22 protein-coding genes and 1 tRNA gene are annotated in these 25,886 nt (G+C 52.6%); 6 read left to right on the top strand and 17 right to left on the bottom strand.

The window, feature by feature from the left end:
- Positions 1-8 precede the first annotated feature (8 nt).
- From FHN83_RS03850 to ecpA, 4 genes are all read right to left on the bottom strand, one after another.
- The gene (locus tag FHN83_RS03850; protein WP_139563273.1) at positions 9-1,625 is read right to left on the bottom strand and encodes a fimbrial protein; all 1,617 of its coding nucleotides are present in this window, start codon (positions 1,623-1,625) and stop codon (positions 9-11) included.
- On the bottom strand, positions 1,618-4,149 hold the full coding sequence (locus FHN83_RS03845) for a CS1-pili formation C-terminal domain-containing protein (RefSeq protein WP_139563272.1): 2,532 nt from the start codon (positions 4,147-4,149) through the stop codon (positions 1,618-1,620). The genes FHN83_RS03850 and FHN83_RS03845 overlap by 8 nt, the downstream gene beginning before the upstream one ends.
- A gap of 8 nt (positions 4,150-4,157) precedes the next feature.
- On the bottom strand, positions 4,158-4,835 hold the full coding sequence (locus FHN83_RS03840) for a hypothetical protein (RefSeq protein ID WP_139563271.1): 678 nt from the start codon (positions 4,833-4,835) through the stop codon (positions 4,158-4,160).
- Between the two features lie 76 nt (positions 4,836-4,911).
- Positions 4,912-5,499, bottom strand: coding sequence for a common pilus major fimbrillin subunit EcpA (ecpA, locus tag FHN83_RS03835; RefSeq protein ID WP_139563270.1), 588 nt, complete (start codon positions 5,497-5,499; stop codon positions 4,912-4,914).
- A 921-nt stretch (positions 5,500-6,420) separates the two neighbouring features.
- On the opposite strand from ecpA, the gene FHN83_RS03830 reads away from it, so the two are divergent.
- Complete coding sequence (locus FHN83_RS03830) at positions 6,421-6,834, top strand: hypothetical protein (protein ID WP_139563269.1); 414 nt, start codon at positions 6,421-6,423, stop codon at positions 6,832-6,834.
- Between the two features lie 22 nt (positions 6,835-6,856).
- Positions 6,857-7,381: a phospholipase D family protein gene (locus tag FHN83_RS03825; protein ID WP_139563268.1), complete on the top strand. Its 525-nt coding sequence runs from the start codon at positions 6,857-6,859 to the stop codon at positions 7,379-7,381.
- 61 nt (positions 7,382-7,442) lie between these two features.
- Here the strand turns inward: FHN83_RS03825 and FHN83_RS03820 are convergent.
- The 3 genes from FHN83_RS03820 to FHN83_RS03810 all read right to left on the bottom strand — a co-directional run bounded on the left by FHN83_RS03820 (position 7,443) and on the right by FHN83_RS03810 (position 9,597).
- Positions 7,443-7,519: transfer RNA gene (locus FHN83_RS03820), tRNA-Pro, on the bottom strand.
- Positions 7,520-7,591: 72 nt separating this feature from the next.
- Positions 7,592-9,352 (bottom strand): LPS biosynthesis-modulating metalloenzyme YejM, encoded by a 1,761-nt coding sequence (gene yejM, locus FHN83_RS03815; RefSeq protein ID WP_139563267.1) that lies wholly within the window; start codon positions 9,350-9,352, stop codon positions 7,592-7,594.
- A 17-nt stretch (positions 9,353-9,369) separates the two neighbouring features.
- Positions 9,370-9,597 (bottom strand): YejL family protein, encoded by a 228-nt coding sequence (locus FHN83_RS03810; protein WP_139563266.1) that lies wholly within the window; start codon positions 9,595-9,597, stop codon positions 9,370-9,372.
- A gap of 134 nt (positions 9,598-9,731) precedes the next feature.
- Here FHN83_RS03810 and yejK point away from each other — a divergent pair, with 134 nt between their 5' ends.
- Positions 9,732-10,739 carry a nucleoid-associated protein YejK gene (gene yejK, locus FHN83_RS03805; RefSeq protein ID WP_039031027.1) on the top strand — a complete coding sequence of 336 codons (1,008 nt, stop codon included), beginning with the start codon at positions 9,732-9,734 and terminating at the stop codon, positions 10,737-10,739.
- 52 nt (positions 10,740-10,791) lie between these two features.
- Here yejK and rplY read toward each other — a convergent pair whose 3' ends face one another.
- Complete coding sequence (gene rplY / locus FHN83_RS03800) at positions 10,792-11,076, bottom strand: 50S ribosomal protein L25 (RefSeq protein WP_039031028.1); 285 nt, start codon at positions 11,074-11,076, stop codon at positions 10,792-10,794.
- 125 nt (positions 11,077-11,201) lie between these two features.
- A complete protein-coding gene (locus FHN83_RS03795) occupies positions 11,202-12,962 on the bottom strand; it encodes a DEAD/DEAH box helicase (RefSeq protein ID WP_138369894.1) in 1,761 nt (586 codons plus the stop codon).
- Positions 12,963-13,113: 151 nt separating this feature from the next.
- Here FHN83_RS03795 and rsuA point away from each other — a divergent pair, with 151 nt between their 5' ends.
- From rsuA to FHN83_RS03780, 3 genes are all read left to right on the top strand, one after another.
- Entirely contained in the window at positions 13,114-13,821 is a 708-nt protein-coding gene (rsuA, locus tag FHN83_RS03790) for a 16S rRNA pseudouridine(516) synthase RsuA (protein ID WP_039031030.1), read from the top strand.
- A 15-nt stretch (positions 13,822-13,836) separates the two neighbouring features.
- Positions 13,837-15,033 (top strand): Bcr/CflA family multidrug efflux MFS transporter, encoded by a 1,197-nt coding sequence (locus FHN83_RS03785; protein ID WP_039031031.1) that lies wholly within the window; start codon positions 13,837-13,839, stop codon positions 15,031-15,033.
- Between the two features lie 333 nt (positions 15,034-15,366).
- Positions 15,367-15,711, top strand: a complete 345-nt coding sequence (locus FHN83_RS03780; RefSeq protein WP_039031032.1) for a YejG family protein — start codon at positions 15,367-15,369, stop codon at positions 15,709-15,711.
- A gap of 4 nt (positions 15,712-15,715) precedes the next feature.
- Here the strand turns inward: FHN83_RS03780 and yejF are convergent, their stop codons facing one another.
- The 8 genes from yejF to FHN83_RS03740 all read right to left on the bottom strand — a co-directional run bounded on the left by yejF (position 15,716) and on the right by FHN83_RS03740 (position 25,774).
- The gene (yejF, locus tag FHN83_RS03775; protein WP_139563265.1) at positions 15,716-17,305 is read right to left on the bottom strand and encodes a microcin C ABC transporter ATP-binding protein YejF; all 1,590 of its coding nucleotides are present in this window, start codon (positions 17,303-17,305) and stop codon (positions 15,716-15,718) included.
- A 1-nt stretch (position 17,306) separates the two neighbouring features.
- Positions 17,307-18,332, bottom strand: a complete 1,026-nt coding sequence (locus FHN83_RS03770; protein ID WP_039031034.1) for an ABC transporter permease — start codon at positions 18,330-18,332, stop codon at positions 17,307-17,309.
- Positions 18,332-19,426 carry a microcin C ABC transporter permease YejB gene (locus tag FHN83_RS03765; RefSeq protein WP_139563264.1) on the bottom strand — a complete coding sequence of 365 codons (1,095 nt, stop codon included), beginning with the start codon at positions 19,424-19,426 and terminating at the stop codon, positions 18,332-18,334. The genes FHN83_RS03770 and FHN83_RS03765 overlap by 1 nt, the downstream gene beginning before the upstream one ends.
- 9 nt (positions 19,427-19,435) lie before the next feature.
- Positions 19,436-21,241, bottom strand: a complete 1,806-nt coding sequence (locus FHN83_RS03760; protein ID WP_139563263.1) for an extracellular solute-binding protein — start codon at positions 21,239-21,241, stop codon at positions 19,436-19,438.
- 75 nt (positions 21,242-21,316) lie between these two features.
- Positions 21,317-22,873: a cyclic di-GMP phosphodiesterase gene (locus FHN83_RS03755; protein ID WP_139563262.1), complete on the bottom strand. Its 1,557-nt coding sequence runs from the start codon at positions 22,871-22,873 to the stop codon at positions 21,317-21,319.
- Positions 22,874-23,054: 181 nt separating this feature from the next.
- Positions 23,055-23,624, bottom strand: coding sequence for a bifunctional murein DD-endopeptidase/murein LD-carboxypeptidase (mepS, locus tag FHN83_RS03750; RefSeq protein WP_039031038.1), 570 nt, complete (start codon positions 23,622-23,624; stop codon positions 23,055-23,057).
- A gap of 413 nt (positions 23,625-24,037) precedes the next feature.
- Positions 24,038-24,754 (bottom strand): phosphatase PAP2 family protein, encoded by a 717-nt coding sequence (locus tag FHN83_RS03745; protein WP_039031039.1) that lies wholly within the window; start codon positions 24,752-24,754, stop codon positions 24,038-24,040.
- Between the two features lie 33 nt (positions 24,755-24,787).
- A complete protein-coding gene (locus FHN83_RS03740; protein ID WP_138369900.1) occupies positions 24,788-25,774 on the bottom strand; it encodes a CobW family GTP-binding protein in 987 nt (328 codons plus the stop codon).
- Between the last annotated feature and the right edge of the window lie 112 nt (positions 25,775-25,886).

The following is a 25,886-nucleotide window of genomic DNA, read 5'->3' as shown; positions in this document are numbered from 1 at the left end:
TGTGAAAATCATCGACCGACCCCTACCCAGGTTGCGGTCGCTTTTATTTCCCCACTGGCGCTGACCGTTCCCATCCACTCCTGACCGGAGACGGTAAAGTGGGATCGTCCGTCGTCCATAGGAAACAGAAGTTTGAGGTTCGTTTTATAATAAAACGAATCATCAATATTGGCGTTCCACGCGGTTTGCACCCAACTGGCTTTCGTAATATCCACCGGCGCTTCTGAGCAACTGTTTCTCTTTGTGACAGTCGCCCCTTCAGTGGTAGTAAAAGAAATATAGGCAGGTATTGGCACCTTCAAAGTGTTATCTGCCGAGGTAAAGACGCAGTAGGGTCTACCATTTACTTTCGCACTGTTACCCACCACCTGCACGGTAATACTGTCTGCCTGGCGCGGGGCGGAGGTAGTAATTTGATAATCAAACGCTATCGGTTGCTCGCTGCCTATCTTCCCGGTTCGCTTAGGGTTCGCCATCTGATCGGAGGAGATGATACTAATACCATACTCTTTAGGGATGATATTTAAGGTTGTTGAAGTTGTAAATTGATAATAGCCAGATTCAGGTACGGCAGCGTTCTGAAAGTTAAAGGTGAAAATATCATCATTTGCAGTAATACTTTTCCCGGCATTGACCAGTTTCTTAAAGAATGTATCCTGGAAAAATAAGTAAACATAGTCGCCGCTGGTATTAAATACATTGTAGTAGTCTGTCGATGTATTATAGTTTGTCCATTTTACAGCGTCACCGCTGTACTTAATCTCATTATAAGCAGGAGTGAAACCTAATTTTGTTTTATCGACAATCAGTTTAAAATTGAGCGCATTCAGCCTGGTGGTTTCCTCTAAGGAATAGGACACCATTTTACAGATTAAGCCATTTTTACCCGCCACGACGCCGGTCTGGCAGGTATCCGTTCCTATGGTCACGCTGGGCGTACCGTCACTGGCGGTCCAGACTTCGGCAAGCGCACCCGTGCTACGGAGCTTAAGGTGGCCAATTTTTGTAACATTGAACTTCAGCTTATACCAGTAGCCCGTGCTCAGCGTATTACACCGCTCACCCGCACCATAATCATAATCTTTATCGTTGAAGCAGAAATTAAGGATGAAATTGTCCTTATTACCCGCAGACTGATTTTTAAAATATTCATATGCCGTCGGGCTCAGGGATGCAAAGGCATACGAGCCATCATAAGTGCTGGTGCCGGAGCGAGTATGGTAGAAGCCATTATTATCTGAGGCTGCTGCCGCAACATAGCCTGTTGAAGGGCATTTTTGTCCATTGGCTATCCTGCAGCGAATCCCGTTAAAAGGCATATTGATAGGGGAATCTTCAATCCACATATCAATATAACTATTATTTCTCGCCCAGCCTGCATAACCCATATAGCCAAGACTATCCTGATTAGTTTTATACTTTGTCCAGACGTTCGCTCCGGTAAAACGCGGGTCAGTTGCGGACGGGGTAATGAAGTATTCATTATCAACATTATTCTCTATGAATAAGTATGTATTGTTCACCGTCCCGCTATCATACATATGCACGGCCTGGGCATTACGCACGCACGAAAAAACAGCCAGGGTTGCCGCAACCAGAAAGGTGATTTTGCGCTGATTAGACATTCGATTGCTCTCCTGATGTCGATGCTGCCTGGGTCTGTGGAAGGCACTGAATATCCCCCAACCACACGGCGCCACGGGCTTTCTGCAGATCGAGGTCGGCCTCACAAACGCCTCCTCGCTTATCGACCAGCGTGATCACCGGGTACCGTTTGTCAACATCCATCGCGAACTCTCCCTGTTCATTAGTTTGTGTTTTACCGATATGATTATGGATATTCGTATTGGCAAATATGGCGCCACCCGGTTTTCTGATCCGACCAAATACGGTAACCAGTTGCTTCACTTCTGGGGTAATCACACTGACATTGCCTGGATAGAGGACGACGTTGCTGCGGCGACCACGCACGATATCGACGCTGTCTACAGAGTTTTTATCATTCATCAACTCAACTTTATATTCAGCATAAGAAGGAAGACTGATGTAATTACTTTTACCCGTGAGTGGGTAATTCTTGCCGTTGATTTGTGCCGTCATACGCCCTTCTTCAGCGAAGTTAGTATTAATGACAATACCAGAGCGCTCTGTTCCTTTACCGAGGTTTAAACTCTCTTTCGTCCACGCAATGCTACCCTGAGAATTGAGGGTGTAGTTGGTATTGTTATCTGATGAATGGGTTGCAGAAATCGTTCCAGCATTATATTTAGTTTCGTAAGAAACATAGCTATTGATGGCAAAATCATCAGAACGATAGCTGTTGCTATTATCTCCGTCCTGAATACGCTTCGACAAGGATGTACCGACCTGAGTAATAGCACTGTTATCAAAATTTTTGCGCAATGATGCATTCGCCATCATATTGCCATTCTCACTGGAAACCCCAGTACTTAGCCATGATGACAGCGGCAAGTTGAAATCGAGATTGATATATTTATCGCTGACATTATCGTTATCTTTATAATAGTAGCGCTGGATGCCCGCACGCATAGATATTGTTGCCAGGCGGTTAGAGAAAAGCGTCTGGCTGTAATCGACGTTGATGTATTTGTTATTATTGTATTTATCATAGGAACGACTAACGCTGATACTGCCCAGCCACGGAACAAAATTGTTAAGATTGGCGCTGGCACCCACGGTGAAGTAATCCCCTTTATATATAGGTAAATTGTCACCTACATGGCTGAACTGGCGAGAGGCCCAAAGATTTCCGTATCCCCCTGGAAGAGACAAATTTAAGGATGTAATGCTTTGCCAACTGCTGTCGGTGGCAAGCAGTGTTTGCTGATTTAAGCTGAGGCTATTATTGAAATTAATATTGAACTCATTTTCATTCACCCCATTATTGTCAAAACCATACACTGTCGATTTTACGTTAATACCAGACAGCACAGGGAGTGTAGTGCCAAGCGCGGCACTGACTATCCAGGTGTTTTTTTTACCGTGGCTGATGTTTTGGTGGTTACGGTAATCCATTTTTTTGTACTCAAGCATCCCGGAGAACATCTGCCAGTCGAGGTTTCCCGTAACGCTGGATTCTCGGGCAAAAGTTTTATTAATTTGTGAGGTCCGGGAACTGATCTCTTTTCCGTTGACGATTACAATAATATCTACGTTATAGATACCAAAAGGCAGTTTAGAAGTGTCAACTTCATAACTTCCCATTGAGAACTGCTGGATGCTGAGTAGTTTTCCTTCACGGATAACGTGAACCTCGCCTGCAGCAGGCAAGAAAACGGTAATAGGGATTAACGTCAGGGTGTTATCTTCAATTCGGGTGCTACTTTTATTTCCTATACTTACTCCATAGATACGACTGGAGTTGAGGGCACTCATGCTGGCAATAGACTGTAGATTCCATGTATCAACCATTCCGCCAGCAACACGTATGCCTTCGAAATCACGCTCATACATAGCACGATATAATTCGGCGCTGTTTTTCCCTGTACCAACGCCGTTAACAGAACCATTAAGATTTACATGGTGTTCACGTAAAGACGTAGAGTTATCCAGCGTGATATAACTGCTGGCATTGTCATTGCTATCATACTGGCTGAGATAACTGCCAATTGTGTAGTTAAGAATATTCGAAAGCAGGCTTGATGATGACGGACCCAACAAATTGGTACGCGGAATAATTGCAGCATCCATAGCCTCTTTACTGACCGTCAGTTCCATATAAAAAGAACGGGTGTCCAGCGTAAGAGTTGCGTCATCAGTCAGATGAAGCGTATTACCTTCGTTGAACCGCGCATCCTGTAATTCGCTGATGATCGTCTTAAGCTCAGACGCCAGTTCCGTTCTGTCAGGAAGATCGCTGAGCGTAACCTGATCAATGACAAAATCATTATCTTTCACTGAAAGCAGGGCGTCTGCGATTTTCTGTTTACTGTTTACGACAGTCGTTTCACCCGCGTAGCGAATAAAAACTGGGATCATCATTCCCTGCTGTAGTGCACTGGCGAAGGCTGCGGGTATCACATATTTATTGACCCGGATAGGTGCAGTTGAACCCGCAGGAAAAGCATAGACGGCGGCTAAAGTTAACCCTAAAAAAACAGGTCCTTTGAAATATTCCGACTTATCCATAATCATCTCTATTCTGCATTAATTAACTGCTCGCCATGCCAGATGCCAATACGTGTTTTTTTATTTGTCAGGTCAGTGTGGGTGATTTTTGCGCTAACCCCAGGCATCAGGTAATATCTTTCGCGACATCCCTGTCCTGTGTCTTTCGATTTATCTTTGCACGGTCCATAAGAGATTACCCGGAATGAAGAATTACCGGTGTTGGTGATGCGATCGCCGTTACGTTTAAATTTGAATTTTTCTTTGCGTGGGGCCACCACCAGAATTGTACCAATAATAGCGGATGTTGTGGCTTGCCCTGTTTTTTTATGCTCGCTGGCACCATATTCCGAGACAGGTTCGTCCGTCCATGACAAGCGATAATAGCGCTCTTTGTCATCTGCGGGGCCGTTATATATAAATCTGAAATTCTCTTTGGCATGTCCGGGTAAAATCAGACTCGCTGGCGTAGAAAGTATTTCAGACTTACTTTCCATAGGCATAATGGTTCCACCTGCCATTGGGGACGAGATTCTTTCAACGTTTACACTAACGAAGCGTGCTGTATCAGTGTTGTTCAGGATTTCTTTGGCCAGATTATTACGCTCGGGTGTCATCATGGATGTCACATCACCAACGTTAATTGCCTGTGCTGAAAATGTACTGATGAAGGGTAATACAAGAGCAAAAAGATGAATTCTTTTCACGGGGTATCCTTACTTTAAAAAGGAGACTTATCGTCTCCTTTTCTCTGTCCATAGAGTATTAATGCGAATGCATGTATTACGCAGCGGAGGCAACAGTCCATACAGCGTTGAACTGAACCTTCACGTCACCGCTCCAGTAACCATCGTTCAGGTCTTCGAACTGAGCTGCGGTAGAACCGTCAGAGGTAGCAGAGTCGATACCGAAAGTGAAGTTACCCTGAGTAGAAGTACGGTTGGCACCTGCGTAAGCAGTGCTGACTGCCAGAGCATCCAGACCTGCAGATACGTTGTTAGCGGTATCGATCATGGTTACCGCTGCGGTTTTGCTCAGCGCGGCACCATTCCATTTCACGCCCACGTCCAGAGTGGAAGAGTCAGTGGTACGGGTCAGAGTATTGGTAACAATCTGGGAAGTCAGTGCGAAGTCGGTCGCACCAGACTGGCCTTTTACAGTGATGTCAAAAGCACCGTTCTGAGTGTTAAACGCTTTGATGCCTTCGGCGTACTGGAAAGACAGCGATTTCAGAGGGGTGACCACCAGAGCGCTGGTTGTATCTTTAGTTGCACTTGCATCCCAGGTAGCCGTTGCGGTAGCAGTAACATCCGCCATTGCGTTAGAACAAACAAGAGCAGCTACGCAACCAACCAGTGTTAATTTTTTCACGTTTTATTCCTTTCGTTTAATATTCAACATATTGAAGTAATGGTATTCATCCATAAGCATTACTTCTGAAGCATTTTAAATACCACTAAATATAAGAACGCATATTAATAACGTTAGTTTTATTAATTAGGTTCTTTAGCAAAACTCAATAGATTTCGAAATATTAGCCTGGACGCATAACTCCGGAATCGGACTGCAGATTAGGGGGGGGAGGTGAACTTGTATAATCGTTTTTCCCTATCGTAGTTAAAGATTTTCACAGGATTTTATTGCCAGGAATATGCTTATATATTTAACTGGCTAATAAGATTTTCTATTGGAGTTATTTATTCTAAATATGGTTTCATTTAAAACTTGTTATTCGTGAGGCTAAATTTTTTCTTTTTTATATGTTATTGAAACTTATAGGTGCGAGGCGCAAACAGTATCAATTTGTTTGATGAATGTAATTGTAAAAGAAATAATTAATCTTTATTTAATTCATTGTAGAAGTATGTATCATCAGTTTTTTCCTGGATTTTTAGAAATTATCATATACATTTTTTAATATTTTTTACCGGCACGCCTGTGAGAAACGGTTAAATAAATGAAAAATCATGTTATTAAGATGACGAAATTGTCAGTGTTACGTGATTACACTGGAGCTTCTCACACATAGTTACAATTGTTGTGCGGCGAAGGAATAAATATTGATCTCAGTAACTTATAAATTAGGTCTAACCATTCATATTTCATATGAAACACCCTCAATAGCGACACCCTACTATAAAATATCTTTTAAAAATAATGCCTTATTACCTCTCACTGACCCATATCAATAACATATTAGTTTATGAGAATAACAATTTCGTTTGTGAATCATAGCACGTAATGCTAATTTTCTTTACGAATTAACATCCGTTGATTTATACAGGTCAGGTTATGCGTATAAAGCTAATAACCCGCTGTTTTGATATCGCTTTTTTCCTGATGGTAACTGATATGGTCAAGAAATTACTGCTTGTTGTTCTGCTCTCCGCTATAGCATCAACTCCGGCGCTGGCGATTAACGCAAAGTATCGCGCCCAGCTAGAACGCTCCGGTTGTAATCAACAAAATGAGATGGACGGCAGCTGCGACATTCATAAATCAAAGGCGGAGAACCAGAAATCCGCTGAACTGAACAGCTTTCTGCGCGATAGCGTTCGTGGACAAAACGTTGATGCTGCTTACAACGCGCTTGAGGGATATGGTTTTAAAAAAACAAAACCGCTGACCTGGGTAAAGGGTATGCAGACCGTGGCCTTAAAAATCAGTAGTGCTGATGTTGTTACCAGCGCCACTGTAGTTCACTGACATTTTTTTCTTAGCAAAATCAATGATATCAACAGGTTTCGTTGCGACCGCCCTGGTCGCATCCCTTAGCCTTTGCGCCGGGTCTGCCGTTCATGCCTCTGAATCAATTCAGGTGGGTTTTAGTCCTGAAGGATCGGCCAGAGCCTTAGTTATTAACGCCATCAATTCTGCCCAATCGAGGATAGATATGATGGCGTATACCTTCAGCAGCGCCGACATCGTGCAGGCGCTGGTGAGTGCTGAAAAGAGAGGCGTCAGGGTGAGGGCAGTGATTGACTACCGGCGCAACCAGAACAGGACCAGTAAAAAAGCGGTGGTTTGGGCCCTGGCTAACGGGGTCAATATCAGGGAAGACAATCACTACCACATCCAGCACGACAAGATGATGATCGTTGACGGAGAAACGCTTGAAACAGGATCGTTTAATTTTGCAGCATCGGCGGAGTTTGAAAACTCAGAAAACGTGCTGATCATCAAAGGCAACCCGCAGCTTCTCGCCCGGTATCAGGCCCATTTCAATAGCCGCTGGCTTATCGCTAAAAAGTAGTTCCCTTCATATCACAGGCATAAAAAAACCAACCGCAATGGGTTGGTTTTTTTGGGATTTTTGGTCGGCACGGAGAGATTTGAACTCTCGACCCTCGCCACCCCATGACGATGCGCTACCAGGCTGCGCTACGTGCCGACACGAGAAATTTATACTACCCATTTCCGCATTTAATGCAAGTGTGGCGCAGGCTAACTGATTAATTTTAAATCAGTTAGCGATGAACCGTTTCTCATCCGTCAGCACCTGTAACAGCAGGCTTAGCTGCGGCGTCTGGTCGTCAAGTTTCTCACCCTGCGGGTTATAGGTTTTGTAATTACCGTTGCTGCTCAGCACCAGCGTCAGGTTTGGCGTCGTGACGGCCAGCGTATTATTGCTGGCGGCAGTAACCCAGTTATGACGACGCGTTGCGCTGAACAGATCCTGACCCTGAGAATACTCATTGGCAGGCGTGCTGACGTGGAGCAGACGCTGCATCAGGGTGGTCATCACATCCTTATGATCGGTCAGCATGTTAATGCGCTGCGATGGCGTGCCAGGCCAGTGGATCACCAGAGGAACGTGCAGGCGAGGGCGCGCCCAGTCGACACCATTACCCTCATCACCCAGCGGCACGCCGTGTCCGGCGGTGATCACCACTACTGTGTTATCCAGCTTGCCGGATTCGCGCAGCGCGTCCAGCACCCGGGCAATCTGGTTATCCACATTGCCTGCGGCCTGGGCGTAGTGGCGGTTGAAGGCTTTCTGGTTGCTGTTATCAAGCGTTGTGCCGTTCAGGGCAATCCAGGAGAACCAGCGGTTATCGTCCTGGGCATATCGGTTAAGCCAGTTGATCCACTGTCCGGCAGTCTGTTCGTCGGACTGGCTCTTCGTTGTTGGCAAAGAGAAATCAGACAGCAGCGCCTGGCGGTACAGCGGGCTGTTAAAGCCGTCTGAGGAGAAGAGGCCCAGCTGGTAGCCCTGCTGGTTCAGCCCGGTGATCAGCGCCGCAGGGATACGCGACGACAGCACGCCGTCCATATAGCCCGGCGAAATGCCGTAGAACAGGCCAAAGATACCGGCATCGTTGGAGTTACCCGAGCTCATGTGCTGGGTAAAGTTGATGTTCTTATCGGCGAACTCTGCCAGCGTCGGCATTTGCTTTTCGAAGCGCGAATAGTTAAGACCATCGACGGTGATAAGCAGGACGTTCTGCCCCTGCCCCATGTCACGGTAGCGCAGATCGCTCAGTGGATACTGCACCGATACGGCCTCAGGATCGCCTTGTTCGATCAGGCGGCGCTGATACTCCTGAGCATCCAGCAGGCCGTGTTTCTCGAGGAAGCGACGGGCGGTCATCGGATAGGAGAGCGGCAGGTTTGCGCGTTGCATGGTGATCGGCCGGTAGAAGTTGGCGTCCGCCCAGATATACATGAAATGCGAGCCGATAAAGGCCACGAAAAACAGGGCGGCGACCGGTTTAGCGTAGCGACGGCGGCGCGTCAGGCTGCGCAGTTTTTGCCAGCTCCAGGTGGCAAACAGCATCTCAATCAGCAGGATTATGGGCACGCTGATAAACATCAGCTGCCAGTCACGCGCCGTTTCGTTCTGGTCGGGATTGATCACCAGTTCCCAGACGACGGGATTAAGATGCAGGTGGAAGCGGGTAAAGACCTCGCTGTCGATCAGCAGCAGCGTCATGCCTGCGGTGGCGAGGATGGCGGAGACAAACCGCATCAGCCGCTGCGACATGACGATAAACGTCAGCGGGAAGAGGATCAGCAGATAGGTGGCAAATACCAGAAAGCTGAAATGGCCAATGACGCTTATCCAGGAGTAAACGCGTCCAGCAAGCGTCGTCGGCCAGTCGGCGACAAACAGATAACGACTGCCAAGCACCATGGCCAGCAGAATGTTAAACAGGGCAAACCAGTGTCCCCAGCTAACCATCTGGGAGACTTTTTCACGGTAGCGCTGACGATTCGTCACCATAAACGGGTTCGTTTCCCTTAGTGCGCCTGGTCGTCGTTGACCGAAGACTGTAAGGCCTGGGCGAAGGATTTCGCGATCGCCTGGCGCTGGGCCGGCGCAACGCTGGTATTGATAAGGTTAGTCACCATATTTCCCAGCACCATCAGGGAAAGGTCGGTCGGCGCCTTATGTTTTTCCAGTACGTTGAGCAGCTCACTGAGCATTTGTTCAACTTGTTCATCACTATAGCGGGAGAGTTGTGGCATAAATCGAAATCTGTTTGTAGAGGAAAGGGCAACATATTACCGTAGCAACAGCTTTTTTTCCCCTTTTTTATCTTCGGTTGCATACATGACTGCGGGGTGGTTGAATACGGCCCGGTCTAAAAGGAGAGTTTATCATGAGTCTGGATATCAACCAGATTGCCCTGCACCAGCTTATCAAGCGTGATGAGCAAACCCTTGAGCTGGTGCTGCGCGATTCGTTACTGGAACCGACGCCTACCGTTGTTGACATGATGGCAGAGCTGCACCGCGTTTACAGTGCCAAAAACAAAGCCTACGGCCTGTTCAGTGAAGAGAGCGAGCTGGCGCAGGCGCTGCGCCTGCAGCGTCAGGGCGAAGAAGAGTTCCTCGCGTTCAGCCGCGCGGCAACCGGCCGCCTGCGTGATGAGCTGGCAAAATACCCCTTTGCCGATGGCGGGATCGTTCTGTTCTGCCACTATCGTTACCTGGCGGTCGAATACCTGCTGGTGGCGGTGCTGAATAACTTAAGCAGCATGCGCGTCAATGAGCAGCTGGATATCAGCTCGACCCACTATCTGGACATCAACCATGCGGATATCGTGGCGCGTATCGACCTGACCGAGTGGGAAACCAACCCGGAATCCACCCGCTATCTCACCTTCCTGAAAGGCCGGGTAGGGCGCAAAGTTGCCGATTTCTTTATGGATTTCCTCGGTGCCAGCGAAGGCCTGAATGCCAAAGCACAGAATAAAGGCCTGCTGCAGGCGGTGGATGACTTCACCGCAGAAGCCGAGCTGGATAAAGCTGAACGCCAGAACGTGCGTCAGCAGGTGTATGCTTACTGCAACGAGCAACTGCAGGCAGGCGAAGAGATCGAGCTGGAGTCGCTCTCCAAAGAGCTTTCCGGCGTCAGCGAAGTGAGCTTCCAGGAGTTTACAGCAGAGAAGGGTTACGAGCTGGAAGAGAGCTTCCCGGCGGATCGCAGTACGCTGCGTCAGCTGACCAAATTTGCCGGTAGCGGCGGCGGGTTAACCATTAATTTCGATGCCATGCTGCTCGGCGAGCGCATTTTCTGGGATCCGGCGACCGACACGCTGACCATTAAAGGCACCCCGCCAAACCTGCGCGACCAGCTTCAGCGCCGCACCTCCGGCGGCAAATAACAGCCATAAAAAAACCCCGCTGATGCGGGGTTTTTTTTCGACAGGTTTGCGATTACGCGCGAACGAAGTCGATGTGAGACAGTTTTGGCTTGTAAGCGTGACGTTGTACTGCCTGAGCTTTAACTTTCTCTTCTTTACCGTCGATAACGATAGTCAGAACTTCGCTGTAGAACTCAGCTTTGTCCTGCATGTTCCACAGTTTGTCGTGGTCCAGTTCGATTGCGACAGGAGCAGCTTCGCCGCCATAGATGATGGCCGGGAATTTGTTAGCTGCACGCAGGCGGCGGCTCGCACCCTTACCCTGCTCTTTACGTACTTCTGCATTGATAGTGAACATTGATTTCTCTCTGTATATAAAATCCTGCTACAGGCGACCCAGCAACAGGTGAGTGTTCTGCCTCACGGATGTGAAGCGGGCGGCATTTTATACTCAAATGACTTTTACATCAATGAAAAGTCCCGTTATCCCCGCAATTCATTGGCGCGGCGGAAGCGGCCCTCATAATCAAACACCTTTTCACGTACCTGCCAGAACTGGCCTTTTTTCCGCGCCACCACAAAATCCGGGTGGCGCAGTAACGGCTGTTGATGAAGGATATCCCCGGCGGTAGCCCAGCGCAGCGGCACGCCGGGCGTGCGGGTATGCGGGCGGATAAACAGCTGTTCAAAGGCGGTACGCTGGGCGGGCGTCTGCAGACGGAAGCGCTCACTTACATCGGCGCCGTCTTCATCGTAATAGGTTATTTTCAGCCACTCGCCTTTCTCATCGGCACCCTGCGCCAGCTCCATACCGCTACAGCGCAGCACCAGCGCGTCCTTCAGCTTCAGGGCCGCTTTCAGCATATCGTCGGGATCGACCAGCACCGCATCGCAGGTGCGGCATCGACGGGCGGCGATATCGTTCTCGGCATTGCACTGCGGGCAGTTTTTAAAGCGGAAGCGATAGTCGCACTGTTCGCGATGGCCCTCGTCATCTTCAAACCAGCCCTGGCAGCGGCGGCCAAAGTGTTCGATTAACGTGCCGTCAGAGGTGGTTTTACCCCAGAAGGTATTGGCAAACCCGCAGGCGGGACAAAACACCTGCACCGGTACGTTGTCGCTTTTGCCTTTTGGCGCGCCCACTTCCGGAGCATAAAGGTCGTGCGGGTTACCGGCGTAATCCAGGATCAGACAGTCGGTTTTTCCGGGGGCCAGGCGCAGGCCGCGTCCCACAATCTGCTGATAAAGGCTGACGGACTCGGTCGGGCGCAGAATGGCTATCAGGTCCACGTGCGGGGCATCAAAGCCGGTAGTAAGCACTGACACATTGACCAGATAGCGGAACTGCTGCGCCTTAAAGGCTTCAATCAGCTGGTCACGCTCGCTGCCCGGCGTTTCACCGGTGATCAGCCGCGCATCGCTGGCGGGCAGCAGGCCGGTTATCTCCCTGGCGTGCTCCACGGTGGCGGCAAAAATCATTACCCCTTTGCGCGTGGCGGCAAACTCCATAATCTGGCTGATGATATGCGGGGTAATACGATCCTGCTTTTTCAGCTCGCGGTTAAGGTCGGCCTCGCTGAACAGGCCGTTACTCTGCACCTGCAGGCGGCTGAAATCATACTGCACCACCGGCATGTCCAGCCGTTCCGGCGGCGTCAGGTAGCCATGTTTAATCATGTAGCGCAGCGGCAGCTCGTAAATGCAGTCCCGGAACAGCGCGTTTTCATTCCCGCGCACCATGCCGTGATAATGAAAACGGTATATCCAGCCTTTACCGAGGCGGAACGGCGTGGCGGTGAGCCCCAGCAGACGGATCTGCGGATTGACGCTCCTGAGATGGCTCAGGATCTGCTGATACTGGCTGTCGTCGTCATCGCTGATGCGATGACACTCGTCCACAATCAGCAGGGAGAACTCACTCTGAAATTTGTCGAGGTTGCGCGCCACCGACTGCACGCTGCCGAACACCACCTTGCCGTGGCTCTCTTTACGCTGTAACCCGGCGGCAAATATATCGGCCTCCAGACCCAGGGCCAGATACTTGGCATGGTTTTGCGCCACCAGCTCTTTGACGTGCGCCAGCACCAGCACGCGGCCACGGGCCAGGCGCGCCAGTTCGGCGATCACCAGGCTTTTGCCTGCGCCGGTGGGCAGCACAATGGCCGCCGGTTCTTTATGCTGACGAAAGTGGGCGAGGGTGGCGTCCACGGCTTCCTGCTGGTAGGGGCGAAGTGTAAAGGTCATGGGGTCTCGGTTTGGTTATCTCGCTTATATTATGCCACGAAACTTTTTCCCTTGAGTGGCGCACAGAGCCCGTTATACTGAGCTGTTTCCGACTGCTTCTTTTCCGGACGCATTGTCCGGCTCCTGGCACCTTTAAGGCTTAAAATATTTCATGCGACTTGATAAGTTTATCGCTCAGCAACTCGGCGTAAGCCGCGCTATTGCCGGGCGTCTGATCCGCGCCAGCCACGTCACCGTGGATGGCGATATTGTGCGAGACAGCGCGTTCAAACTCCAGCCTGACCAACAGGTAGAATATGAAGGCAATGCGCTGATCCAGCAGACTGGCCCGCGTTACTTCATGTTGAACAAACCGGAAGGATATGTCTGCTCCACCGACGATCCCGATCATCCTACCGTGCTCTATTTCCTTGATGAGCCCGTCGCGCACAAACTGCATGCCGCCGGACGTCTGGATATCGATACCACCGGCCTGGTGCTGATGACCGACGACGGCCAGTGGTCGCACCGCATCACCTCCCCGCGTCACCACTGTGAGAAGACCTATCTGGTGACCCTGGAAAACCCGGTGAGCGACAGCACGGCAGAACAATTCGCCCACGGCGTGCAGCTGCATAATGAAAAAGATCTGACCAAACCCGCCGTGCTGGAAGTCATCACCCCAACCGAAGTGCGTCTGACCATCAGCGAAGGGCGCTATCATCAGGTTAAACGCATGTTTGCCGCCGTGGGAAATCACGTTGTCGGGCTGCATCGCGAACGGATCGGGGATATCACTCTCGACCCGGACCTTGAGCCGGGTGAATACCGCCCGTTGACGGAAGAAGAAATTGCCAGCGTTGGCCTCTCTTCACGCTAATTTCAGGAGCTAACTGTGACCACCAGGCCACACTCGTCGTTGAGCATTGTCTTTATTCTTGGCCTGCTGGCCATGCTGATGCCGCTGTCCATCGACATGTATCTGCCCGCGCTGCCGGTGATCGCCCAGCAGTTTGGCGTGCCGGCAGGCAGCGTGCAAATGACCCTCAGCAGCTATATTCTCGGTTTCGCGCTCGGGCAGCTGCTCTACGGGCCAATGGCCGACAGCCTTGGGCGTAAACCGGTGGTGCTGGGCGGCACGCTGGTGTTCGCCGGCGCGGCGATGGCCTGTGCCATGGCGCAGTCCGTCGATCACCTGATTGTGATGCGTTTCTTCCACGGCCTGGCGGCTGCGGCGGCAAGCGTGGTCATCAACGCCCTGATGCGTGATATCTACCCGAAAGAAGAGTTCTCCCGCATGATGTCATTCGTCATGCTGGTCACTACCGTGGCCCCGCTGGTGGCGCCAATGGTCGGGGGCGCGGTGCTGGTGTGGTTTAGCTGGCACGCGATTTTCTGGATCCTGGCGCTGGCGGCCCTGCTGGCCTCGGCGATGATCTTCTTCTTTATTAAAGAGACGCTGCCCGCCGAGCACCGGCAGAAGTTTCATATTCGCACCACGCTTGGCAATTTTGCCTCGCTGTTTCGTCATAAGCGCGTGCTGAGCTACATGCTGGCCAGCGGCTTCAGCTTTGCCGGGATGTTCTCGTTCCTCAGCGCCGGGCCGTTTGTCTACATTGAGCTTAACCATGTTTCTCCGCAGCACTTTGGCTATTACTTCGCGCTGAACGTGGTGTTCATCTTCGTGCTGACGATGATTAACAGCCGCTTCGTTCGCCGGGTAGGGGCGCTGAACATGTTCCGCATCGGGCTGTGGATCCAGTTCGTGATGGCGGTGTGGATGGTGGTGACTGCCTTCTTCGATGTCGGGTTCTGGGCGCTGGTGGTGGGTATCGCGGCGTTTGTTGGCTGCATATCGATGGTTTCGTCCAACGCCATGGCGGTCATCCTCGACGAGTTCCCGCACATGGCCGGAACCGCCTCTTCGCTGGCGGGAACCTTCCGTTTCGGGATCGGTGCTATTGTCGGCGCACTGCTTTCGCTGGCGACCTTTAACAGCGCCTGGCCGATGCTCTGGACAATTGCGCTGTGCGCCACCGGCTCCATTGTTTTCTGCCTCTACGCCAGTCGGCCGCGAAAATCGGTGAACTGATGCACAATTAAGGGCCCTGACGGGGCCCTTTTTTGATTCAGGTCAATTAAAAGGCGGTTCATTGACCTCATGTTTGTTTCTTTTATGTAAAATCTATTTATGTAAATAGTCACATCTTTGTAGTTAAAAAGGTTGTGTTAGATCACAGAAACGGGTACATATAGCGCCGCTATGAACCTGAAACACTGACAAAAAGCCCTGATAAATAAGACGTCAGCGCCCATGGAAACTGGGTGTAAGCGTTTTCTTACTAAAAACAGAGCAGGTGAGTGATGATGTGTTACTATAAATGTAAATAGATTGTGAAGTATATTTTGCTTCCGGGGAACAAACGTGAATACATTACAGCTCTCAATTGTGCATCGCTTGCCGCAGAGCTATCGCTGGTCAGCGGGTTTTGCAGGCTCGAAGGTTGAACCGATTCCGCAGAGCGGAACAAATCCTGATAACTGTCTGGTGGCTCTTAAGCTGCTGAGCCCGGAAGAGGGCAACGCGTGGCCGTTGATGGAAAAGCTGAGCCAGGCGCTGACCGACATTGAGCTTTACAGCTCGGTGCTGGAGTGCGAAGGCGAGCCGTGCCTGTTCGTGAAAAGCCAGGATGAGTTCGCGGCAACCTGCCGCCTGAAAAACGTCGGTGTGGCTATCGCCGAGCCTTTCTCGGGTCAGAATCCTTTCTGAAGCGTCAGCGTAACGCTAACAGCTGACGCGTATACTCCTGCGTCGGCGCGGCAAACACGCGCTGACAGTCTCCCTGCTCGACCACCTCTCCCTGACGTAACACAATCACCTGGTGACATAGCGCCCGTACCACCTGTAAATCGTGGCTGATGAAGATATAGGCTAAGCGGTGTTTTTGCTGCAGACCTTTCAGCAGCGCCAGAATCTGCGCCTGCACGGTTTTGTCGAGGGACGACGTCGGTTCATCGAGAATAATCAGCTCCGGGCGCAGGATTAGCGCCCGGGCAATGGCGATGCGCTGGCGCTGGCCACCGGAAAAGGCGGCCGGGTAGCGATGCCGGGTCTGCGGATCCAGTCCCACTTCCCCCATCACCCGAATGACTTCTTCTTCGCGTGCCTGCACGCTGAGCCCGGGCTGATGGACGCGCAGCCCCTCCTCAATAATCTGCTGCACGTTAAGGCGCGGGTTAAGAGAAGAGTTAGGATCCTGGAAAACCACCTGCATCCGGTGGCGGACAGGGAGCATCTGGCGGCGATCCCACTCATGCAGAGGGCGATCGTCAAATAAAATCTCCCCCTTCGAGGCGATCAGGCGTAACAGCGCCAGCCCGGTGGTGCTCTTGCCGGATCCCGATTCGCCCACCAGCCCCAGGGTCTCGCCGGGACGCAGGGTAAAGCTGACGTTGTTCAGCACCCGCTTGTTGTCCACCACCCGGCGCAGGATGCCTTTGCGCACCGGAAACGCCACCGAGAGATCCTTCACGCGCAGCAAAGGCTGAGCAGCCTCCGGCAGCGGGACGGGATCCCCGGCGGGCTCGCTGTTGAGAAGTCGCTGGGTGTAGGGATGCTGCGGCGCGGCTAACAGCGACGCGGCGCGGTTCTGCTCCACGCAGCGGCCGTTCTGCATTACCGCCACCTGGTCGGCCAGCTTTTTCACGATGCTGAGATTGTGGGTGATAAACAGCAGGCTCATGTTCAGCTCGTCGCGCAGCTCGCGTAACAATTGCAGGATCTGCGCCTGCACCGTGACGTCCAGCGCGGTGGTCGGCTCGTCGGCGATCAGCAGCTCCGGGCGCGTCAGCAGCGCCATGGCGATCATCACCCGCTGGCGTTCCCCCCCGGAAAGCTGATGCGGAAAATCGCCGAGCCGTTTTGCGGCGTTGCGGATCCCGGTGCGCTCCAGGCAGTCGAGTATTTCACCCCGGGCGGCCTCCTTGCGCATCCCGCGATGCAGGGAGAGGACCTCATAGAGCTGTTTTTCGAGCGTGTGCAGCGGATTCAGCGACACCATTGGCTCCTGGAAGATCATGGCGATCTTATTCCCGCGCACGCCGCGCAGGGTGCGCTCGTCGGCATGCAGCAGCGACTGGCCGTTAAACAGAATATCGCCCTGAGGATAGACCACCGGCGGGGCAGGCAGCAGACGCAGTATGGACAGGGCTGTGACGCTCTTACCGGAACCCGATTCACCCACCAGCGCCAGCGTCTCACCGGCATCAATTTTCAGGGAGATATCGTTCACCACGGTGCGCACTTCGCCCTGCTGGCGAAAGGCAATGGAGAGCGCGTCGATATGGAGCAGGGGCTGCGTCATCTTACACCGCCTTATTCGGGTCAAAAGCGTCACGGACCGCTTCGCCAATAAAAATCAGCAATGAGAGCAGCACGGCGACGGAGAGAAAGGCGGTGATCCCGAGCCACGGCGCCTGCAAATTATTTTTACCCTGCAACAGCAGTTCCCCCAGCGAAGGCGAGCCCAGCGGCAGGCCGAAGCCGAGAAAATCGAGGGAGGTGAGGGTGGTGATGGAACTGCACAGAATAAACGGCAGGAAGGTTAACGTCGCCACCATGGCGTTCGGCAGCATGTGGCGGAAAATGATCCCGCGGTCGCTTACCCCCAGCGCCTGGGCCGCGCGGATATAATCGAAGTTGCGGGTGCGCAGAAATTCCGCCCGCACCACGCCCACCAGCGCCATCCAGCCAAACAGTACCGTGATAGCCAGCAGCCACCAGAAGTTGGGCTGCACCACGCTTGAGAGCAGAATGATTAAGAACAGCGTCGGCATGCCGGACCACACTTCGATAAATCGCTGTCCCCAGAGGTCGATCCTGCCGCCGTAATAGCCCTGGATCGCTCCCGCCAGTACCCCCATCACGCTGGAAAAAAGGGTCAGCATCAGGCCAAACAGAATGGAAATTCGCGTCCCGTACAGAATGCGCGCCAGCACATCGCCGCCGTTGGCATCGGTGCCCAGCCAGTTTTGCGCCGAGGGTGGCGACGGGAATGGGGTGGTGGTGGCAAAGTTAATGCTGTTGGCACCAAAGCGGACCGGGGTCCACAGCACCCAGCCGTGCTCGTTTAACTGCGCCTGTAGCCACGGGTCCTGATAATCCGCCGCGGTGGCGAAGGGGCCGCCAAAGTCGCTCTCGCTGTAGTTTTTGAGCACCGGGACGTACCAGCGATCGTTAAAGTGCACCAGCAGCGGCTTGTCGTTGGCGATGATCTCCGAGCACAGGCTCAGGGCAAAAAACAGGGCGAAGATCCACAGCGACCAGTAGCCGCGGCGGTTGTGGCGAAAGCGAGCCCAGCGGGCCTGGTTGATGGGGCTTAAGCGCGGCATCAGCGACCCTCAAAATCAATACGCGGATCGACCAGCGTATAGCAGATATCACTGAGGATATTCAGCAGCAGGCCAATCAGGGTGAAAATATAGAGCGTGCCAAACATCACCGGATAGTCCCGCGAGACGGTGGCCTCGTAGCCCAGCAGACCCAGGCCGTTGAGGGAGAACATCACCTCAATAAGCAGGGAGCCGGTAAAGAACATGCTGATAAAGGTGGCCGGAAATCCGGCGATCACCAGCAGCATGGCATTGCGAAAAATGTGTTTCCACAGGATGCGCCGCTCGCTCACCCCTTTGGCGCGGGCGGTCACCACGTACTGCTTGCGGATCTCGTCGAGAAAAGCGTTTTTGGTCAGCATGGTCAGCGCCGCAAATCCGCCGATCACCGTCGCCAGCACCGGCAGGGTGATGTGCCACAGGTAATCGGCGATCTTCTGATACCAGGGCAGCGTGTCGAAATCGGTGGAAACCAGGCCGCGCAGCGGGAAGAGGTCGAAGTAGCTGCCGCCCGCGAAAAAGACAATCAGCAGCACGGCAAACAGGAAGGCCGGAATGGCATAGCCAATAATAATGAAGGTGCTGCTCCAGATATCGAACCGGCTGCCGTTATCCATCGCTTTACGGATGCCGAGCGGGATCGACACCAGGTAGATGATCAGCGTACCCCACAGCCCGAGCGTAACGGAGACCGGCAGGCTCTCTTTGATCAGATGCAGCACCGACGCGCTGCGAAACAGGCTGTCGCCAAAATCAAAGCGCAGGTAATCTCCCAGCATTTTGAAGTAGCGCTCATGGATCGGCTTATCAAAGCCGTAACGCTGGGTGATCTCAGCGATCACCTCGGGATCGAGGCCGCGCCCGCCGCGATAGTGGCTCTCATTGATGTTGCCCACCCCGGTGCGGGCATGGCTGGCGCGCATCCCCTCATCGCCTCCGCCGGGCATCGCACCGCTGTTGCCAAATTCAATGGCGGCAATGGCCTGATCCACCGGCCCGCCGGGGGCAATCTGCACGATAAAAAAGTTGATGGTGATGATCGCCCACAGGGTGGGGATCACCAGCAGTAAACGACGAAGTAAATAAGCGCCCATTGCGATCCCTTAACGCCGTTCGGCGGGTAATTTCGCCGCTTTGTTAACGTCATACCACCAGTTATCAAACCCGAGGGAATAGACCGGGCGCTGGGCGGGAAGGGAGAATTTATCCCAGCGGGCAACCCTGTCTTCCCCCATAAACCACATTGGCAGCATGTAATAGTTCCAGGTTAACACCCGATCCAGCGCGCGCCCGAGAGGCAGCAGTTTGGCTTTATCCCCCTGCGCGGCGACGATTTGGGCGATCAGGTTATCCACCGCCGGGTTTTTCACCCCCGGTGAGTTATAAGTGGAATCAATATACTGAGAGGCCCATGAAATCTGCAGGTCAGTACTGGGCCACGGCGTTGCCCGCCACAGGCGCGGCATCATGTCGTAATCGCGGTTGCGCATCCGGTTGGTGATCTGTGAATTATCCACCTGGCGGATATTCAGGACGATGCCGAGGCGTTCCAGGTTGTGCTGGAACGGCAGCACCCATTGGTTATTGCCCCCGGAGGGCAGCAGCAGTTCAAAACTGAGCGGTTTACCGGTTTGCTTGCTGACCCGCTGCTTATTTTTAATTTCCCAGCCCGCCTCATCCAGCAGTTGGCTGGCTTTCAGCAGGTTATCACGATCGTAGCCGTCGCCTTTTGAGACGGGGGGCTGAAAGACGCTGGTAAAGACTTCCGGGGGAACGGCGCTTTTGAGCGGCCCGAGAAGCGTCAGTTCAGCGGCATCCGGATAACCCGTTGCGGCATATTCGGTATTCTGGAAATAGCTGTTGGCCCGGCTGTAGGCACCGTAAAACAGCGCTTTGTTCATCCACTCGAAATCAAAGGCGAGAGTAATGGCCTGGCGCACGCGGCGGTCGGTAAAGACCGGGCGCTGAATATTAAACGCCAGCCAGCGCGTGTCCTGGGCTGAATCATTTTTGAAGGACTCTTTCACGATATAGCCCCGGTCAAAATTCCTGCCCTTGTAGCGGGTGGCCCAGTTTTTGGCGCTGCTTTCGACCCGCATATCAAACGCACCCGCTTTAAAGGCTTCGAAGGCCACGTTGTCGTCCAGATAGTAGTCGTAGCGCAGGGTGTCGAAATTCCAGCGGCCCCGGTTTACCGGCAGGTTTGCCGCCCAGTAATCTTTTACACGGGAATAGATCACATACTGCCCCATCTTCCAGCGGGTGATGCGGTAGGGCCCACCGGCCAGCGGCGGTTTAGAGAGCGGGTCGCTGAGCTTGTGATCTTTCCAGAACTTCTCCGGCATTACCGGCAGGGTCAGCAGGCTCAGCATATCCTCTTTATTAGGGCTGGTAAGGGCGATGCGCACCGTCAGCGGCGCGATGGCCGTGATCGTCGCCCCTTTATAGACCAGCCGGAACTGCGGCACGCCTTCGGTCATAAATTTATGGAAGGTGAAGGCGATATCGCTGGCCCTGACCGGCGTCCCGTCGTGAAAACGCGCCAGCGGGTTGATGGTAAGCTCCATCCAGGAAAAATCATCTGCATAACGCGCGGTTTCGGCCACCAGGGGATAATAGCTGCCGGGTTCATCGTCGGAGGTGGTAAAGAGGGTATCGTAGAGGGCGTCGGTGCGCTCTGCCGCTACGCCGCGCAGGGCATAACGGTTGAAGTTATCAAAGGTGCCGTTCGCCGCCAGGGTGACAGCGCCGCCTTTTGGCGCGGCAGGATTGACGTAATCGTAATGATCGAAATTGATAGCGTATTTAGGCTCGCCAATCACCGCGAACGCGTAGCTCTCTTTAATGGTTTGCGCCTGACTGAACCCGCTCATCAACGCCACCAGCAGCAACATCATACGCACAATCATTCCGCTACGTTTTCCTTCTATATTCTCGACGGGCAGGATACCTGAATGATAAGTGACGCAGCGGTGGTTGGGAAATTATTCGCTATCAAGGTGAATATCAGGTTTCCAGCTCAGGAACTGCTCCAGAATCAACGGGCGGCTTATCCAGTACCCCTGCAGCAGATTAACGCCGTGATCGCGCAGCCATTTCGCCTGCTCGGCGGTCTCGACACCTTCTGCGACCGTCACCATGTTCAGCCGTCGCGCCAGGGTCAGCACCGCATCCAGCACCGGAGAGGTAACGGTTTCCATCCCGATGGCGCTCACAAAGCCGCGGTCGATTTTCAGATAGTCCATGGTGAAATGCTCAAGGTAGATCAGGGCGCTGTGCCCGGTACCAAAATCATCCACGGCGATTTCAAAACCTTCCAGATGTAGCCACTCAAACAGCCTGGTCGCTTCCCGCTGATTCAGCATATCGCGTTCGGTAATTTCGAGCACAATCTGGAAATGATCCGGCGGCAGCGAGGCGGCGAATTGACGCATATCGTCTTTAAAGCTGTCGGCGTGCAGATGCCCGGGCGAAATATTAATGCCCAGCTTGGAACCTGGCGGCAGCCGTTTAGCCAGGGCCGGTGCGTCGCGGCGGATCAGGTCGAAGAGATGCAGCGTCAGCGGCACAATAAGCTGCTGGGCCTCGGCGAAGTTAATAAAGGCATCCGGCGGGATAGCCCCTGCGCCGGGATGTTGCCAGCGCATCAGCACCTCCACGCCCCGCATCTGCAAATCCTTCGAATCCACCACCGGCTGGTACACCACATGAAACTGATTCTGCTTGATACCGGTGAGGATCTCTTTACGCGGATTGGCGCGCATCATCAGCCAGAAGAAGCAGAGCAGCCCAATACTGGAGCCGCACAGCAGGCCGAACAGTAGCGCGAAGATCAGATCTTCCGCCGTCCAGATGTCGCCGTACAGATTAATGGTGAGCGGCAGTCCCTTTATCTGGCTTGAACGCAGAGGCCTGTCGTCTAAATCTTTAATATGGATTAACCGGGTTGAATGCGTCGAAAAAGCCGTATTGCCGATGATAAGGGCAATCCCGGCGAACTCATCCTGACGGGCGGTATAGAGCAGGTACGGCGTCAGATTGAGGTTAATGGAGGTAAATACGCCGCCGTCTTTAATCAGCTGATTACGATGCCACAACACAATGGCCGGTTTTTCCGGCATCATCGGTGTACCCGGCAACAGGGCCATGTCTACCGCTTTATTAACGTCGATATCTGGCACAAGTTCGTTAAGCGGGACATGCATAGGACCGGTGGCTGACGAGCAAAAAGCCATTTTATCTTTAACCAGCAGAAAGGCGCGGACGTTAAGACTGAATGAGGCGCGGGAAGTGAGTTCAGATTTGACGTCCTTGCACTCGCTGAGCGTCAGCGGCTGTAATTTATCAATAGAAGTCTGCAGCTCTTCAAAATAACTTTCCATGTACACGCGAAGGTCGCTAATCAGGTTGTCGTATTTCACGTCGCGCTTATGGTAGCTGTAAAAAAACTGCATACCGCCGCAGAGCAGGGCGACAATAAGAGCTGAAAGCATGCTGAGCATCAGCACTTTTCGGCGGGACGATAAATGGCGGGTAAACATAAATGTTATGGGATCCTGATGTGCCGCCCGCGTTATCATGACGGCTAAACTCACGCTACTACAAGACTATAGCCTGGAACGAGAACTCCAGAATTATCGCGAATCGCGATAAAAAAAAAGCACTGCAATAGCAGTGCTTTTTACCATGCTGTCAGCCAAGGGAAACGGACAGCACAGGCGGTTAACTGCGAGTCAGTACACGGCGCGCTTCGTTATAGCGCTTCTTCCAGTATGGCTCGTTCATACTGGAGATCGTCACACCGCTGCTGGTGGACGCGTGGACAAACTGGTCGTTACCGATATAGATGCCGACATGACGGCCGGTTGAACCCGCACGGAACAGAACTAAATCGCCGGTGCGTAAGCTGCTACGCGAAATCGATTTGCCCATTTCCTGTTGTTCATAAGTTGAACGTGGAAGTTCTAAACCAAACTGCTCGCGGAACGTACGCTGTACGAAACCGGAACAATCGATGCCTTTACGTGTTTCGCCGCCAAGGCGATAGCGCACGCCTTTCCAGCTGGCATACTGGTCCATTAATCGGGATTTGATATCCAGATTGCTGACCATCTTTTCAAATTCATCCTGAGAGGCTTGCAGTGAAGAGGCGTCTTCTGACCCCACAACACGCGTCTCAGGATGCATATTCTTTGCGGTGTTCGATGCGCTACAAGCTGAAAGCAGAACCGCGACTGCAATCGCCGGGATTACCCGTGAGAAGTATCTCAAGATCGGTTGAGATTTGACCATGTTGTTTATATTCCCTTGAAGTCCTTAACGACAAATATCGTTATAAAAAATGCCAAGCGAGACGAGACTAAATACCTGCGCACTATCAGACAATTCTTTATGGTCAAATCTGTGGCGAATCGCACAAATTTATTTACAACGATAATAATTGTAGCGCTGAGGTAAAACGAGTCTGAGATTACCTGATTGAGCCAGGCATTGCGAGCAAAAATACGCAGTTTTTTATAAGTAAATGTGATAGCAAAAGTCAGTTGACGGGATAGCGAAAAAACAGGCGAATTTAGGTTAAGGAATGCTCAACGTGTTAATTTCTAACGTGATTAATGTGACAGGAAGATGACGGCGGCCGTTATGTCAGGGGAGAAACTAATCAGGGATCGATAACGATCCCTGTTAGTTATAGTTAATTTCTGTTAGTAACTTGTTTTGGAATTGTTGTATTTGCCAGGCAAATAGCGATCAAACAAGGCTATTAATCGATCGCTCAACGGCGTCATAAGGCACCATGGAAGGCCAATCAAAGCCACCGAAAGCGACCCGACGGCAATATCAGTGAACCAGTGCGCGCCGATCATTACTCGCGGGAAAGCGAAAACCACAAAAATAATCAGGGCTAATGCGAAAGTCTTATGACCGAAATAACGCCACATAAAAGCGGTGAAAATAAGCAGCATCATTCCGTGATCGCCCGGGAAACTGTCTTTCGATGCGTCTTTTGTCGAAATATGCAGCAATTCGCTGACGCGGTAGATATCCGGGAAAAATAGTGTCGGACTTGAGCGTTTCACCGGAATAAAGGCCTGCGCCAGCTGGTTCAGAACCACCGCGGTCAGCAGCATCACCAGGCCAATCATCAGAATACGCCGACGCCCGGCAGGGCTCTCGTTACGCCAGAAGGCGAACATCAACGCGCCCATCGCCAGCAGCGAGCAGCCGTCAAAGGCACGGTTGTTGGTGATAGCCACCAGCCACAGGAAAGCGCGGCTCTCAACCAGCTTGTGGTTGAAGAAGTGGAAGATCCCGCTGTCCAGCGGGAACCAGAAACCGTGGTTGGCCGGCAGATACCAGGATAAAAAGAGCGCCACACCGGCAAAATTGAGCAACAAAATGGGTATTAGTCGGGTTTTCATCATCACGCCGTTAACAGTTAAAACAGGGCAACGTTAGTTGCCCGAACTTAAACGAAGCTTCAACAAGCTGGACTGTAAGGCGTTCCAGTCGGTGTTAACCGCACTAATTAACTCTATTCGGCTATCCGGCGGCGCCACACCCTGCGTTTCGATGAAGAAATCTGCCCCCTGACGATTGATTCGCACCAGCCCGTCGGGCGTACGCATCACCCCCTTCACCCGTTCAACCGGGGCAAGGCGCGCCCACTCCAGTAAACCGATGGTGTCGAAGCAGGTATCGGCATCGAATACCCAGCCGCAGGCCTGATGGCCCTGACCGCTGTTCAGGCTGCGACGCCAGCGCTGGTGTGCGGGCAGGCTCAGCGCCGCCAGACCCTGCTTTTCGCCGTGGCTGTGGGCATGGGCTGCGCTGGTGGGCAGTTCAGCAACATTGCGCCGCGGCAGGTCAAGCAGGGCGTTATCCACGTTCCCCTGAGTAGCGTGCGCCAGCTGACGTTCTCCGCCGAAGTGCTGCCACCAGATCTCCAGCGCGGCGCGGCTCTCTGGCGTGGCGCGATCTTCTTTATTGGCAATGATGATGTCGGCGGCGGCCAGCTGATCGCGGAAGTTTTCGTTGTGGACAAATTTTTCGTCCAGCAGCTGACGGGGATCGAGCAGGCACAGGGTGGCACGCAAATCGATCCACGGCTCATAGACCGGCGCGGTCAGCAGGTCGAGGATCTGCTTAGGATGGCCGAGCCCGGTGGGTTCAATCAGCAGCCGGTCTGGCTTGCCCTGGCGCAGCAGGGTATTGAGCCCCACCTGCATCGGCAGGCCGTTCACGCAGCACATGCATCCACCCGGGATCTCCTTTACCAGCGCCCCGTTGTCGGCCAGCAGCGCGCCATCGATGCCTATTTCGCCAAATTCATTGACCAGCACCGCCCATTTTTCGTCGGGATCTTTATTGGCCAGCAGGTGCAGTATCGACGTGGTTTTCCCGCTACCGAGAAAGCCAGTAATGAGGTTGGTTTTAGTCACAGGTGCTCCAGGGTGATAAATGTAATGCTATAACAATTATCAGTAATCCTGGCGGAAAAGAACAGAATTGGGAAGGGGAAGGGCGAACGGGGAGTTCCCCGCTCGCCTTAAG

The sequence above is a fragment of the Leclercia adecarboxylata genome, assembly GCF_006171285.1.
GTDB lineage: Bacteria > Pseudomonadota > Gammaproteobacteria > Enterobacterales > Enterobacteriaceae > Enterobacter > Enterobacter barmai.
This window is presented reverse-complemented; position numbering and strand designations above follow the sequence as displayed.